This is a genomic window from Scytonema sp. NUACC21 (assembly GCF_054684315.1).
This window is the reverse complement of the sequence record NZ_BAAFZH010000089.1, coordinates 63,914-77,643: the sequence shown is the minus strand read 5'-3', so window position 1 is coordinate 77,643 and position 13,730 is coordinate 63,914. Positions and strand designations below refer to the sequence as shown.

The 13,730-nt window shown below is 41.6% G+C and carries 12 protein-coding genes and 1 pseudogene; 11 read left to right on the top strand and 2 right to left on the bottom strand.

Annotated features, from left to right (window positions below):
- Positions 1–44 precede the first annotated feature (44 nt).
- Positions 45–653, top strand: coding sequence for a Uma2 family endonuclease (locus ACYRY3_RS23400; RefSeq protein WP_460204035.1), 609 nt, complete (start codon positions 45–47; stop codon positions 651–653).
- Positions 654–714: 61 nt separating this feature from the next.
- On the opposite strand, the gene ACYRY3_RS23395 is transcribed toward ACYRY3_RS23400, so the two are convergent.
- Positions 715–1,605, bottom strand: a complete 891-nt coding sequence (locus ACYRY3_RS23395) for an alpha/beta fold hydrolase (RefSeq protein WP_460204034.1) — start codon at positions 1,603–1,605, stop codon at positions 715–717.
- Positions 1,606–1,765: 160 nt separating this feature from the next.
- Here ACYRY3_RS23395 and ACYRY3_RS23390 point away from each other — a divergent pair.
- The 7 genes and pseudogenes from ACYRY3_RS23390 to ACYRY3_RS23360 form a co-directional block, all read left to right on the top strand.
- Positions 1,766–2,053 (top strand): annotated as a pseudogene (locus ACYRY3_RS23390) (Uma2 family endonuclease); the annotation flags it as partial.
- A gap of 254 nt (positions 2,054–2,307) precedes the next feature.
- Positions 2,308–2,583 (top strand): hypothetical protein, encoded by a 276-nt coding sequence (locus ACYRY3_RS23385; RefSeq protein WP_460204033.1) that lies wholly within the window; start codon positions 2,308–2,310, stop codon positions 2,581–2,583.
- Positions 2,584–2,644: 61 nt separating this feature from the next.
- A complete protein-coding gene (locus ACYRY3_RS23380) occupies positions 2,645–3,541 on the top strand; it encodes an acyl-ACP desaturase (protein ID WP_460204032.1) in 897 nt (298 codons plus the stop codon).
- The gene (locus ACYRY3_RS23375; protein ID WP_460204031.1) at positions 3,535–3,900 is read left to right on the top strand and encodes a holo-ACP synthase; all 366 of its coding nucleotides are present in this window, start codon (positions 3,535–3,537) and stop codon (positions 3,898–3,900) included. Before ACYRY3_RS23380 ends, ACYRY3_RS23375 begins: the two co-directional genes overlap by 7 nt.
- 35 nt (positions 3,901–3,935) lie before the next feature.
- Positions 3,936–4,364, top strand: coding sequence for an acyl-CoA thioesterase (locus tag ACYRY3_RS23370; RefSeq protein ID WP_460204030.1), 429 nt, complete (start codon positions 3,936–3,938; stop codon positions 4,362–4,364).
- Complete coding sequence (locus ACYRY3_RS23365; RefSeq protein WP_460204029.1) at positions 4,361–6,007, top strand: AMP-binding protein; 1,647 nt, start codon at positions 4,361–4,363, stop codon at positions 6,005–6,007. Before ACYRY3_RS23370 ends, ACYRY3_RS23365 begins: the two co-directional genes overlap by 4 nt.
- Positions 6,008–6,413: 406 nt before the next feature.
- Positions 6,414–8,579 (top strand): S-layer homology domain-containing protein, encoded by a 2,166-nt coding sequence (locus tag ACYRY3_RS23360; protein WP_460204028.1) that lies wholly within the window; start codon positions 6,414–6,416, stop codon positions 8,577–8,579.
- A gap of 372 nt (positions 8,580–8,951) precedes the next feature.
- On the opposite strand, the gene ACYRY3_RS23355 is transcribed toward ACYRY3_RS23360, so the two are convergent.
- Entirely contained in the window at positions 8,952–9,989 is a 1,038-nt protein-coding gene (locus ACYRY3_RS23355) for a mechanosensitive ion channel family protein (RefSeq protein ID WP_460204093.1), read from the bottom strand.
- A gap of 414 nt (positions 9,990–10,403) precedes the next feature.
- Here ACYRY3_RS23355 and ACYRY3_RS23350 point away from each other — a divergent pair, with 414 nt between their 5' ends.
- The 3 genes from ACYRY3_RS23350 (at position 10,404) to ACYRY3_RS23340 (ending at position 13,354) form a co-directional block, all read left to right on the top strand.
- A complete protein-coding gene (locus ACYRY3_RS23350) occupies positions 10,404–11,318 on the top strand; it encodes a histone deacetylase family protein (RefSeq protein ID WP_460204027.1) in 915 nt (304 codons plus the stop codon).
- Between the two features lie 141 nt (positions 11,319–11,459).
- A complete protein-coding gene (gene gshA, locus ACYRY3_RS23345; RefSeq protein ID WP_460204026.1) occupies positions 11,460–12,596 on the top strand; it encodes a glutamate--cysteine ligase in 1,137 nt (378 codons plus the stop codon).
- Between the two features lie 296 nt (positions 12,597–12,892).
- On the top strand, positions 12,893–13,354 hold the full coding sequence (locus tag ACYRY3_RS23340; protein ID WP_460204025.1) for a tRNA (cytidine(34)-2'-O)-methyltransferase: 462 nt from the start codon (positions 12,893–12,895) through the stop codon (positions 13,352–13,354).
- Positions 13,355–13,730: the final 376 nt, after the last annotated feature.

The window sequence follows — 13,730 nt, the reverse complement described above, 5'->3', positions numbered from 1 at the left end:
AGGCTAGCGGTAGTGGAAAGCTGTGATAATGAGGAGCAATTACGATGGTTCAAGCAGCACCGAAGTTTATAACTGTTGATGAGTTTATTAACCAGTACGGTGACAATGAACGCTATGAGCTAATTGATGGGGAAATAATTGACATGGAGCCTAGCGGACCGCATGAACAAGTAGCAGCCTTTATTGGACGAAAGCTGAATGTGGAGATTGACCAAAAGTACCCAGATTATTTCATTCCCTACCGATGCCCGATCAAACTGTTAGGAACGGAAACTGCTTTTCGTCCCGATGTCATTGTACTGGATAAAACCGGGCTCGCGAGCGAACCGCTGTGGCAACAGGAGCCTGTAATTACCTTGGGAGGTTCAATCAAACTTGTTATTGAAGTTGTCAGTACAAACTGGCAAAACGATTACGCTCGCAAGGTTGAGGATTACGCGATGCTAGGTGTACGTGAATATTGGATTGTTGACTATCTCGGTATTGGGGGCAGGGAATATACTGGCAAACCCAAACAGCCAACAATTGTGGTTTGTACTCTGGTTGAGGATGAGTATCAAAAACAATTTTTCCGAAATGACGATGTACTGGTTTCCAATATCTTTCCAGACTTTCGGTTAACTGCAAACCAGATTTTCGCAGCACATCAGTAAAATCTGGCTCGTTTGTAAGCCTGCACCGACTCGGTACTCCGAGCGGTGTAGGTAGTTTACTTTACAACGACGTTAACCAATTGGCAATTTCTTGATTAACAACATCTGGCACCTCATCATGAGGACAATGACCAGCACCGGGAATGGGAACAATTTTGACATTTTTGCCATTTTCCCGAGCCTTTTCGTAAATTTTTGCCCCAGTCATTGGTGTCCAAGGATCGTCAGCACCCCAAATGACCAACAATGGGCAATCAACTTTCGGTAATAATTCCGTTGGAGAAGGACCGGGAGGTGCTGTGAGGATGGAGGCGAAAACTTGTTGTGCGCCTGGATCGCAAGAGGGCTCATAGAGTAGGTCTACCAGTTCATCGGTGACAGCTTCCCGATTGCGGTAAACCTGATACAAGGTACGGCGAATTTGTGCTTTCTGACGAACGCGATTGAAGACGAATGCCCCCGTAATCCGGGAACGCACAAATGTGTTAAAAGCTGACATTACAATGCGTAATGGTGGGTTCAGTTCGTGGGGACGATGGCTTAACCCACCCGCACTGTTAATCAACACAGCACCTGCGGCTATTTCCGGATGTTCTGCTACCACCATCAAGCTTAAAAGCCCACCAATGGAGTTGCCAATAAATACGGTAGGTTCTTGTATGTGTTCCGTCCAAAAATCCTTAAGTAATTCCACCCACACTTCCACTGTGTAGTTTAACGGTGGCTTATCGGAAGCACCAAACCCCAAAAGGTCTACTGCAAAAACCCGGTAACCTGCGGCTGCCAAAACGGGTATATTTTTCCGCCAATGTCCAATGGAAGCACCAAAGCCGTGAACCAGCACGAGGGGGCGTCCAGTTCCCATAACGGTGTACTGAATTTTGTGCCCCTGCCATGTCCAAAAGTGTTTATCAAAGGTAGATTGTGGTATCTGTTGCGGAGTGACTGCCATTATTAAGATTCGTAAAGCGTTTTTCTACATAGTAATTTTTTTTGATGCCTGATTCCACTACCTAAGCGGGTCGGTATGAAAAAGGTAACTGGGAATGGTCGTCTTTAGTCATTTGTCACCTTTGAACAATTTATCGAGTGGTATCCCTCAAACGGGTTGCGCTACTGTCCCTTTAGCCGTTGAAGTGGTTAGCACCAACTGGCGAGACGACTACTACGACAAGTTCAGGGATTACGAAGATCTGGGAATCCCTGAGTATTGGATTGTGGACTATGGGGCATTTGGTGGCAAAAGATTTACGGGTAATCCCAAACAACAAACGATTACAATTTGCGTAGTAGATGGAGATTATCAAATAACTGCGTTTAGGGGAAATGATTTAATTGCATCGCCTTTATTCCCCCAACTCAAGCTGACAGCACAACAAATTTTTGATTCAGCTTTGTAAGTTTCGATTTGAATGCCTGGTTTAGGTAAAAATTCGCCAGTTGGGTAAGGGCGCTAAATGCATTCCTTATGGGAAGGCAGATTTCAATTCTGGACTTGTTAGATGGTTTTCATATCAGTATAAATAGGTGAACGTTGATGGGCTCTTTATCGTAAATATTTGTTAAGCAAGACAAACAGAGCCTTTTTAAAAGGGAACAACTTAATATAAGAGCTTGCTGCTCACTCAAACATTGAACACAGGAGTTAATTAGCGTGAAAGATTATATTTGTCACCTGTTTGCACAAAACGTTCAATTACCTTATGCCGACATTTTTGAGCAAGACTTGACACTTTCAGAAATTATTGCCCGTTCTGAACAACTTCAGAACAGTATCGATCTGATGGAGGCGTTTGCCAAGATGAGTAACACTATCAAAAAGCAGTATGGAACTGATATCCGCTTACCTGCTTTCTCATTAGATACAAAAATTTCAATGGTATTAGAAGTCTTCTTACAAGAAGTAAACAAGGTACAGATCATACCTTAATTAGCTACAAAGACCAAACACAACCTACAAAATTGAAAAACAGAGTTTTCAAAAGCTAGCTATGGTGAATGTAATTTCCAGGTTCAATATTGTCAGCGAATTGTATAAAAGTCTAGCTGAACAGCGCAGTTGCTTAATAGATTTAATTTGGGAACAACATAGTTTCCACGAAAAGCGCCGATGGAGCGCCGTGGAAATGATCGATGGAATTAACTTCGAGAAATTAAGTGAATTGGATAAAGCGAATATTTGGAATGCTGGACGAGCAGAATTAACCACCAAACCAGGAGCCGATCGCCTTGCAAGATTGGCAGATGCTGAATGTCGTCGATGGCAAGCGTCTAATCCAGTTGTAGCGAGTGTCATGCAAGCTTGCAGTACCTGGAGCCGTTACTGGAATGAGGAAGAAAGCTTTCATGAGAGTACACTGAATCGCTTATCTCACCTGCTTGGTTTAGAAACAATAAACGATCGCGATCTCATTGAGTTTCGGAAGATTTTTCCCGACGATGATATGCTCAGAACCCTGGTTTTACTGGCGATTTCCGAGATTACAGCTACAGTTAACTACTCATATTGTGCCAGTGTTGCTCAAGATCCTGGCTTGAAGAAATTATTTAAGCAAATTGCTGCTGATGAAGCTCAGCATATGACCTACTTCATTAGTTTTGCCAAAGCTCTAGTTGATAGTCAAGAGTACTCCCCCAAAGGAGCATTTGCTGTGACTCATTTGTTTGTTCGGGAAGGTGGCGAACTTTATGGTAGCAAGCGGCAGCATTTAGAAAAGCGAAATTCCCATGTTAACTGGTGGGATACACTCAAGTACGAGATGACAATTCCTGACAATATTGAACGCAAGCAAGGAATGATTTTTTCTGCCCTCAGACAAATTACAGGAATTGAGGTACGCTCAGCGGCGGAAGTTGAACAAAAGTGGTTGGAATTGGTGGGATGTTGATTGGGCTAGGACACGATATTCAACTGATAGACGAGCTAGAAAAAGTGGAAGCACTCAAAATTCCAGGTATCTTCTTTACAGAAGCAGAGTATTTATACTTCAGTCAAAGTAAAACCCCTTTGCAAAGTATGACGGCTCAATTTTCTGCTAAAGAAGCCCTATTTAAAGCACTGAAAATAGCCCCTCAATTCTATTGGACAGACGTAGAAATACAACACAACTCCAGCAAAGCTCCATATTTCCAGTTTTACGGCTCCCTAGCAGAGTATTTTACTCGTCAAAATTGGACTGCTCACATTTCCATTTCTCATAGTGGGAATTATGTATCTACTGTTGCAATGATTGTTCTTAATACATAAGTGTGGCAACTGTTAAGTTATCCAATATTGTTGATATGAAATTTGAACCAATCAGTCTCACATTGCAAGTGCGACCAAATGACCTTGATAGTTTAGGTCACGTCAATAATGCTACGGTTTTGGAATACTTAGAAGCAGGACGATGGTTATGGCTTGACCACCACAATTTACGTCATGGTCAGCGCATTTTACCTGTAGTAGCGCGGATTGAGATTAATTATCGCCGGGAAATTTTACCAGGAGAAGTTAGAGTTATTACCAAAATAGAGGATACGGAAAAAGAGTATTGCTATCAAGCAGTATTTTGCCAAACTGTAGAAATATTCACTAATGGAGCTGCTATTATAGCAGCTGATGCTCGCGTGAAAATTGGATTTATTGATGCTGTTGAACGCAAACTCAAAAGTTTGCAGGATTTTCTTGAAGAAAATATTGTAACTAAGGCACTGGAAGGTGTGTCATGACATTACCTGAAGTAGCATTCACGCCAAAATTACAACCCTCAGTGCAAGTTTCAATCACCATGCTGGAGATGATACAGGCACTCAAAAACACTGATGCTCATATCGGTTTGTTCCTTCAGGAAGATCGCAAAGATACTAAGTTCTTACCCTACTGCAATTTTTATCAGCAGATTACTACATACATGGCGTATTTTCGCTCTCAAGGTGTGACAGTGGGTACAAGGATAGTGTTTCCTTTTGAAACTACAGAAGGTGTGCTTATTTCCTTTTTTGCTTTGATTGGACTGGGTGCAATTCCCTTATCAGTCAAACCTTATGGTATGGGTGTAGTGAAGGATAGCTATTTGGCTTTTGTCAACAGAATTGCCAATTTATACAATGCTCACTTGATTTTAGAAGCTCCTAGTATCAAATCTCTGGCTTTTAGTCTCCAGCGATTGACCTTCCCAATCACAGATTTTCAGCTCCAAGCATCACCTGATTTTGCCGCTATTACCTCTGATGATATAGCTTTTGTACAGTTTTCTTCTGGCTCAACTGCTTTTCCCAAGGGAATTCCTGTTACCCACGGCAAAATTATGGCACAAATGCAGATTATTGCTAACTATGCTCAAAGCAGACAGGGTGAAGAAGCAGCAAGTTGGTTGCCTCTGTATCATGATATGGGATTAGTAGGTGGATTTCTCACTCCGTTGTATCGAAGATTGAATCTGCATTTGGATACACCGATGAAGTTCTTGATTAATCCTGTAGGTTGGTTGAGGGAACTTTCCAAAAAACAAATTGCCATCACTGTTATTCCTGATTTTGCTATTAGTTACTGTCTGCGCCAACTGGAAAATAGCGAAGCCACGGACATCGCTGATGTAAACTTAGAAAATTTACGAATAGTTTTTAATGGTAGTGAGCCAATTAATGTTAAAAGGCTATATCAATTTATAGAGATGTTGGCTCCCTATGGATTGCAATCTAGAGCTATTAAGCCTTGCTATGGTATGGCAGAAGCCGTTTTAATGGTTTCTTGTTGCCAGCTAGAAGATGTTCCGAGAGTGCTGACACTGGCGAATGGTTGTCAAGCTATTTCTTTAGGTAAACCGTTGAGTGATTTTAGCGTGCGTTTAATATCTGAAGATGGAACTTTATGTCGTGAGGGCGAAATAGGAGAAATTGAAATCAGGGGCGGTTCTTTGGTTGATGGTTATTGGGAAAGCAATCGCCAGTTTTATAATCCTCACGGTTTCTTTCCTACTGGTGACTTAGGTGTCATGAGTGAGGGTGAGCTTTTTATTACTGGCAGAATCAGCGATCGTTTTAAAATTAACGGTCAAAGTTATTTTGCTACTGATTTTGAACACAACTTAGAGTTCTTACCCTTTGTGCAATCAGGCAAAGTTGCTGCTATTCAAGTAGATGAAAAGATCGTTATCTTAATAGAAACCAAGCCAACTAGTGTACACAAACAAGCAATTGAGTACAAACAGCAAGCAAGTGAGGTAATTTTCAACCACATTGGTGTGAAAGTTCCAGTAGAACAGATATTTTTTATTTGTCCGGGGCAATTGCAAAAAACTAGTAGCGGTAAATTGCAACGAAAAATAATTGCTGAAGCTTATATTAAAGGGAAAATTGCTTTTGCTGTTTAATACAAGTGACTGGTGAAATTCTCGCACTACTCTCCTCAGCAATCGTATCGAGTCACCAAAATTTCTTGTGGTGCGGGCTTCTAGAAATCTCTCACGCAAAACTGGCATCTTCGCCCGTCCCACAAGATGGGTAAAAATCGGTTACGTTTTTCATCCCTTAGGCAGATCGCTTTCTTTAAGTGTAAGAAAGTTGACATAGTAATGAAATTACAGTAATAGTTTTTACAGGCTTTTTTCCGTTGTATTAAGAAACCCAGTTTCTTAGAGAAAGCGGATTTCCCCGAAAATATTAACTTTTGCAAATTTTTCGTATCAGTGTTAGTTTTCACTGCACCACGGGATTAATAGACTGGACAGGCGTTAGGGCGCATTTACCGCTAATGCTGTTTTTAATGGTGTGGGACACATGAATCAATCCTATTTAACGAACTTCGGCAAAATTTTTTTGGCGGCTGCTTATCTGGCGATAGTTTCTCCAGCGTCTTCAGCACTTGCCGCTTCTGTATCCAAGACCGCCGAGGCACAAACCGCTGAAACTTCCGCACAGCAACAGTTAATAATTGCGGATGATAACGACGGTAAAGATGATGACGATGATGACGATGATGACAAAGAGGGTAATGGCGGTGCAAAGGTGAGCGCCGAATTACCAGAAGCTGTTAAAACAGCAGTTCTCACTGATATTTCCCAGCGTGCAAGTTTAGAAGCTTCTACCTTACGGGTTGTTAAAGCAGAAAGGATTATTTGGCCCAATGGCTGTTTGGGGTTAAAAGAAGAAGACAATTGTACTAAAGCTTTAGTTCCTGGTTGGCAAATCGTTATTGCAGGCGAAGGCCAAATGTGGGTTTACCGTACTAATGAGTCTGGTGCGGTCGCGAAGCTTGATGAAGGGTCAACTCAAGCGATTACTGCAACAATCATGAAAGTGCGTAGCACTAATGAACAAATCAGCAGTCGCACGACTACCATCCAACGCCGCGAAACCTTGGTGGTACAACGCAGAACTCAAACAACTGCAGCGGCTGCTGCACAGAGTTCTCAGTATAGCGGTGCAAGTACTGTTTCTGCACAAAGCAATCAGATAAGTACTGCAAATATTGCTGTAAGGAGCAAAGCAGGTTTTACCCTTTCTATCCTGCAACCATCTGGAAGTTTTTCCGACGTCATTGCTCGTGTTTCTGTTAAAGGTAAGCGTGGCAAAGGCTATTTCAAAGAGCGCTTTTTAGGTGATTACAAATACAAGGTTAAGCATAAGGCTAAGTTTGTGAAGGGGTTAAAAGCAGGCGACAGGATAATTGTCCGCTTGTTTGATACTCAAAACCGCTTTATTGGCTATAGCGAATTTGAATGTTTGTCAGCAAATACGGTAGTAAACCTGATTTTGTCAGCAAGCCCAACACAATATAAAGTTGTCCGTACTGTTTACGGTTTGGATGCTGACCTTGATGGCACTATTGATGAAGATTCTACCACCTATGACTATTTCTCTGAAGTCAGCGGTCAAAGTGTTAGCTTCTTCAAGAGTTCCCAACAGGTGAAAGTTAGCCAGTTCCAAGTTCAAAGTTTGTCAGCAGTTGCCAAGACAAGTGTTTATCCTGCTTCCTTCACTCAAGGTGAGTTTGCAGTCCTTCGTCAGTCTCTCAACGTCTTCAGTTCTAACTTAGCAGCAGCTTTGAAGGCTAAACCCGGTCAATTGGTTCAAGTCAAGGAAGTGAACGCTAACGGTAGCTCTACCTACGATGTTGCCCAGATGATGATGGATTATCGGGAACTCGGTACAGCTTCCGGTGTTCGGGTGCAGTTTTCTGATGTTTCAGTAAACCACTGGGCTAAAAATTTTATTGCTGAGTTGGCTGCGTTGGAAATTATCGAAGGTTTCCCCGATGGAACTTTCCGTCCAGATCAATATGTGACTCGCGCTCAATTTGCGGCAATGTTGAGCCAAGCTTTTGATAAGGTCACAATCCGTAGTCCTATCAATTTCAAGGATGTTACAACTGCGTACTGGGCTTACAGTGCTATTCGGGAAGCTTATCAAATGGGCTTTTTAGAATCTGCAGGCAATATGTTCAACCCAACTGTCAACCTTTCTCGCTTGGAAATTTTGTTTGCGTTGGCACAAGGTCTTAACTACACTGTCAGCGGTTCCACAGAGGCAATTCTAGAAGCTTATACTGATGCCAGTACCATTCGCAGCGACGTTCGCAATGCGATCGCAGCTCTTACACAGCGGGGTGTTGTTGTCAACTATCCTGATGTACAGTCTCTTAATGCTGATAAGGTAGCAACTAGGGCTGAAGTCACTGCTTTGATTTATAAAGCATTGGTTAGCACTGGTGAAGTTGTAGATATATCCTCACAGTACGCTGTAGGACAATCGCAAGTCCAAGTTGGACAGCAGCAAAGAGAAGTTGAGGACATCAATATTGACCAGGTAGAAGGCAAAAAACCCATCAAGCAACATTGTAACCAAGGAATTGGTAACGGTGGTGAGGGATGCGATCCTGGAAATTCCCATCCTCATGGTGGTAGTAATGATGAAGGTGGACGTACTCCTGGTGGAAAGAAGTGACCTAGCGTTTGCTTGAATTAGTTAAGAAAGTTTTACCCCTCCCTAGCCCTCCCCTTTATAAGGGGAGGGAACTGGAGATGCTCTACAGTAGACGTAAATCTACCTGTAACCCTTACTAATGACAGATGACAAATGACAAATGACGGTCATAGCCGTAAATCTACCTGTAACCCTTACTAATGACAGATGACAAATGACAAAGGGCGGTCATAGCCGTAAATCTACCTGCAACCCTTACTAATGACAGATGACAAATGACAAAGGGCGGTCATAGCTGTAAATCTACCTGCAACCCTGACTAATGACAGATGACATATGACAAAGGACGACCCAAACTAGTTAACTTTAATTTGTGCCGAGCTACTGAAAAATTTACTTCAACTTGAGTACACCATTTCCATTTCCTTGCACGTAAACATCTCTAACGGGAAAGGGAATTTTGATTCCTTCTTTCTGATAGCGTTTGTGCAATTTCTTAATAAATAAATGTCGTGCAATTCGTTGGTCAAAGAATTCACTGACACGCATATAGAGCGTAAAATTGATGCTAAAGTCAGCAAAATTTTCAAATCTTATATAAGGCTCATTCCCAATTAATTCTGGTGCAACTTCTTGCATCACTTCCTTAGCCACTTCCACAGTAACTTTTTCAACTTGTTCTAAATCACTATCGTAGGAAACTCCGACACTCATTGTTAGTGTGATTTCTTTGACTGGAAGATGATAGTTGATAAAAATAGCAGTGGCTAGTTTAGAGTTGGGTACTATGATAACGTTGTTGGAAAGTTCTTTAATAGTTGTGTTTCGCCATGTAATGTCTGTAACATAACCCTCATGATTTCCACCATCTAATTTTACGTAATCTCCCGTTCTCACTTGCTTAGAAATAATGAGGTAAAAGCCTGAAAATAAATTGGCTAGGGTGTCTTGAAGTGCTAAACCAACTGCGATACCTGTAATTCCTAAAGTTGTGACAAGGGGTGTAATTTCAATACCCAGTGTCTGTAGTAGGATTAATATCCCCAAGACTATAACAGCGGTTTTTGCAACATTAGAAATTAACGACGCTGAAAGTCTTTCTGTTCTGCGTAGGTAAATATTTATAATGCCTGCAGTTAGTCTGGCAAGCACTAAAGTGACAGAGTATAAAAAAGCGATAGTAATAGCCTTTTTCAGAACTTCTGCTACTTCTGGCTCTGCACGATAAAAACTAATTACTGCACCATAAAATCCAGCCAGGGCACACCAAATGAGAGGCATCCGGTTTAGGGAGTTAAATAGTGTTTTGCCAACTGGGGATTGTCGGCTAGAAACCATTTTGCTCAGTTTCCTGAAAATGACTTTTTCGCAGATAACTCCACCAACTAAGCCAGCCAGAATAAATACAATTGGTACAATCCATTGCATCATCATGATTTGAGATTCAGGGAACATAACTACAAATGCTATACGCGATCGCATCATAGCTTATAAAAACTTTACTTTGTTTGGTTGTAATTAGACAAATTTTCCGCTGAAAGTTCTCTGAGTAATTGCTTGAATTTTCTAGATTTAGAGTAATTTTGCGTTTAAAATTCCAAAAATACCTCTGCGGGTGAGGACGTAGTTCTGCCCCTAGATGGAAAAAAATGGTTTCCTTATCTATAATCAGTGTAAACAAGACTTAGGGAAAGCAAAATGTTTTTGTGGCTTTAACACTGTTTTTGAAAAAAAGGGGTTTTTCAAACCACACAACAGACGTAAAAAACGACTGACTGGTTCCTGCTAGATATAGAATTCAGAAAATCTTGGCGGATTGGGGGTCTTGGGGGTTAAATATATAACATGGACTTACCTATTGTTTACCACCCCGACTACGTTGCCCCATTACCGGAAGGTCATCGTTTCCCGATGCCGAAGTTTAGGTTACTTTACGAAATTCTGTTAAATGATGGCGTGGCACGCCAAGAACAATGTCACCTACCGTCACGACCACCACAAGATTTGCTTGAGTTGGTTCATACGAAGGAGTACGTTCAAGCTTATTGTGAAGGAACCCTTGATTCTAAAGCACACCGGCGCATTGGATTACCCTGGAGTTCTGCATTAGTTAATCGTACCTGTGTAGCAGTAGGTGGTACTATTCTCACCGCTCAATTAGCGCTTGAGCATGGTTTAGCTTGCAATACTGCAGGCGGTACCCATCACGCTTTTCCCAGCTATGGATCTGGTTTTTGTATTTTCAATGACTTGGCTATTGCTTCTCGCGTATTGCAAAAACTCGGTCTTGTTCGGAAAATTTTGATTGTAGATCTTGATGTGCATCAAGGAGATGGCACTGCTTTTATCTTTCAGGGAGATGACAGTGTTTTTACTTTCTCAATGCACTGCGAAGTTAATTTTCCCGGTACCAAGCAAAAAAGCGATTTGGATATTCCTTTGCCAGTGGGAATGGAGGATGATGCTTACCTGCAAACTCTTGCAGAATATCTACCAGATTTGTTATCAAATGTCAAGCCAGATTTGGTTTTGTACGATGCTGGTGTTGACCCTCATGTAGGAGATAAACTGGGAAAATTGGCGTTAACAGATACAGGTATCTTTCGGCGGGAAATGCAAGTGTTAAGTACCTGTGCTGCGGCTGGCTATCCTGTCGCCTGTGTTATCGGTGGTGGTTATGCTGATGACCTAAAGTCGCTCGTATGGCGTCATTCACTCGTGCATCGTGCTGCTAGCGAGGTGTATAGATTTATAAGTTAGTGGTTAGTAGTTAGTAGCATAAATAACCATTAACCACTAACGTTAATCTATTTCTTGTTAAGTAACTCAAATGTCAGATGCAGAAGTTAGGTGATTCCAGATACAATTTAAAGAAATGGAGAGCCGAGGGGAATAAATAAAGTGCTGTCGAAAGGCTTTGAAGTTGAGATGTACACTGGTACAGCCAATGGTGATATCGTCGGTCTCTCCGACAAGATTGTCACTTCTTTGGACGGATTTGTCCGAGAGCCAGATAACCGGAATGTGGAATACACAACAGAGCCAGCAAGGAATTACGAGCAGTTGTTGTGTGCGTTGTTGCATCCTCGTATCAAACTGCGAAATTACATTAAGCAATTGGGAGATTATACCATAATCCCAGGAAGTACTTTGTCGCTAGGTGATAGTCACCGTTTCTTTCGTTCTGACCCAGCAAATGCTTATCACGACTACATTGAGCAAAGCTACGGCACCAAGGTTGTTACTGCTAGCGTTCATATCAATATAGGTATAAACGACCCAGAATTATTGATGCGGGCTAACCGGATTATTAGGGTGGAAGCTCCATTATTCCTGGCTTTGAGTGCTTCGTCTCCTTTCCTAGATGGCAAAGCAACGGGCTATCATTCCACACGATGGGGTATTTTTCCACAAACCCCTGCTTATGTGCCTTTATTTGAAAGCCATGCCCACCATATCCAATGGGTAGAAAGTCAATTGGCAGCGGGGACTATGCAAAATGTTCGTCATTTATGGGTGTCGGTAAGACCAAATGGCAATCAGCGCCCCTATGACTTGAATCGTTTGGAATTACGAATTTGCGATTTAGTCACAGACCCAATTGCACTGCTTGCGATTACTGCTTTCCTGGAAGCGCGTTTGTTACAAGTTATTGAAAATCCACAGATCGATCCCCTCACTCAGAGTACTTTCTCACCCGAAGAACTCGTTTATCTTACGGCGGCAAATGAATCCGCTGTGTCTATTGCCAGTCTTGATGCTCAACTTCAGCATTGGCAAGATGGCAGAACTATATCAGCCAGAGATTGGGTGAATGAAATTTATCAGGATGTGTGGGCGAGTGCGAAACAACACGGTTTTGCTTGTTTTCTTTCACCATTACAAAAAATTCTTCGCGAAGGCAATCAAGCCCAACAATGGCTGCAACTTCATACTCTAGGTATCAGTCCCAGACACATTATTTCTCAAGCAATTGCTGCAACAAGAGAACGCGAAATCGAATTAGAAGACAAATTGTGTTCTTCTGTTGTTGCGTAATCTTGTTCCAAATTACAACGAGGGTAGTACTGCTGTCAGCGCTGTCTGTTAAGCAGTACTCATGTATTATATAATTTTTTTATTATTGAATTTGGCTATACATTTCTTAAGAAATCGTGATGTACTTTAGATAAAGTCTCAAATATTGTGGCAAAAAGTATCTTTAGTCAGTTTTAAATTTCTAATCATTACGAAGAGAAGGCGATTATTAAAAAAAACTATAGATGACGTCTATCCATAGATAGATTTGAAATAAATGATACAATGTCTAGTTTGATATACATAACCCTCTGTAAATGCCGCAGGTTGTTTTAGTTAACCCACTGATCCCCCCGAATACAGGTAACATTGCGCGGACTTGTGCCGCTACCGGTACGGAATTGCATTTGGTAGGACCACTAGGGTTTGAAATTAGCGATCGCTACTTGAAAAGAGCAGGCTTAGATTACTGGCCTTATGTAAAATTGCACTATCATGAATCGCTCGAAGCCTTCAAAACAGCACATCAGGTGCGTGGAGGAAGATTGCTGGGCTTTAGCGTTAGGGGTCGTTGCAATTATGTCAATTTTCAGTTTCAACCAAATGACTGGTTGCTATTTGGTAGCGAAACTTCTGGGCTTCCATCGGAGGCGATTTCAGCTTGTGATGCTACTCTCTACATTCCTATGAACGAACCCAATGTTCGTAGCTTAAATCTTTCTGTAAGTGTGGCAGTGGGTTTGTTTGAAGCTCGCCGTCAGTTGGGTTATTTGCAATAGGGGTTGGCGGAAGTTTCCCAGGACTCGGAAACACCTGGTTTTCAGAAAGCGCAAACCCTCTTTGCCCCATACCTTTGGTTTTCGTAAAATTGCTGATATTGGGTGAAATAATATTATCTCCTAAAATAAATTACTTAAGAAAATATCTCAGTTGCTTGTAGAGTAACAATGCTGTAAATTATACAATTAATGGCTATTTCAGTGGAAAAGTAGAGAGAATTACTTAGGGCTATGGAGAAAGATATATAAGAAATTTGTATAGGAAACGTGAGGTCACGCCAGAGTGGAACGATAGATTTTTATGAATTAGAACAACCCACCGATAAGGGAACAAAAACCTGGAAAGCAAGTCGAAACATGCATTTAAGAGAATTTG

Coding starts and splice junctions, on each gene's coding strand:
- ACYRY3_RS23400 (WP_460204035.1), top strand. CDS start 45: ATGGTTCAAGCAGCACCGAAGTTTATAACTGTTGATGAGTTTATTAAC.
- ACYRY3_RS23395 (WP_460204034.1), bottom strand. CDS start 1,605: ATGGCAGTCACTCCGCAACAGATACCACAATCTACCTTTGATAAACAC.
- ACYRY3_RS23380 (WP_460204032.1), top strand. CDS start 2,645: ATGGTGAATGTAATTTCCAGGTTCAATATTGTCAGCGAATTGTATAAA.
- ACYRY3_RS23375 (WP_460204031.1), top strand. CDS start 3,535: ATGTTGATTGGGCTAGGACACGATATTCAACTGATAGACGAGCTAGAA.
- ACYRY3_RS23370 (WP_460204030.1), top strand. CDS start 3,936: ATGAAATTTGAACCAATCAGTCTCACATTGCAAGTGCGACCAAATGAC.
- ACYRY3_RS23365 (WP_460204029.1), top strand. CDS start 4,361: ATGACATTACCTGAAGTAGCATTCACGCCAAAATTACAACCCTCAGTG.
- ACYRY3_RS23360 (WP_460204028.1), top strand. CDS start 6,414: ATGAATCAATCCTATTTAACGAACTTCGGCAAAATTTTTTTGGCGGCT.
- ACYRY3_RS23355 (WP_460204093.1), bottom strand. CDS start 9,989: ATGATGCAATGGATTGTACCAATTGTATTTATTCTGGCTGGCTTAGTT.
- ACYRY3_RS23350 (WP_460204027.1), top strand. CDS start 10,404: ATGGACTTACCTATTGTTTACCACCCCGACTACGTTGCCCCATTACCG.
- ACYRY3_RS23340 (WP_460204025.1), top strand. CDS start 12,893: ATGCCGCAGGTTGTTTTAGTTAACCCACTGATCCCCCCGAATACAGGT.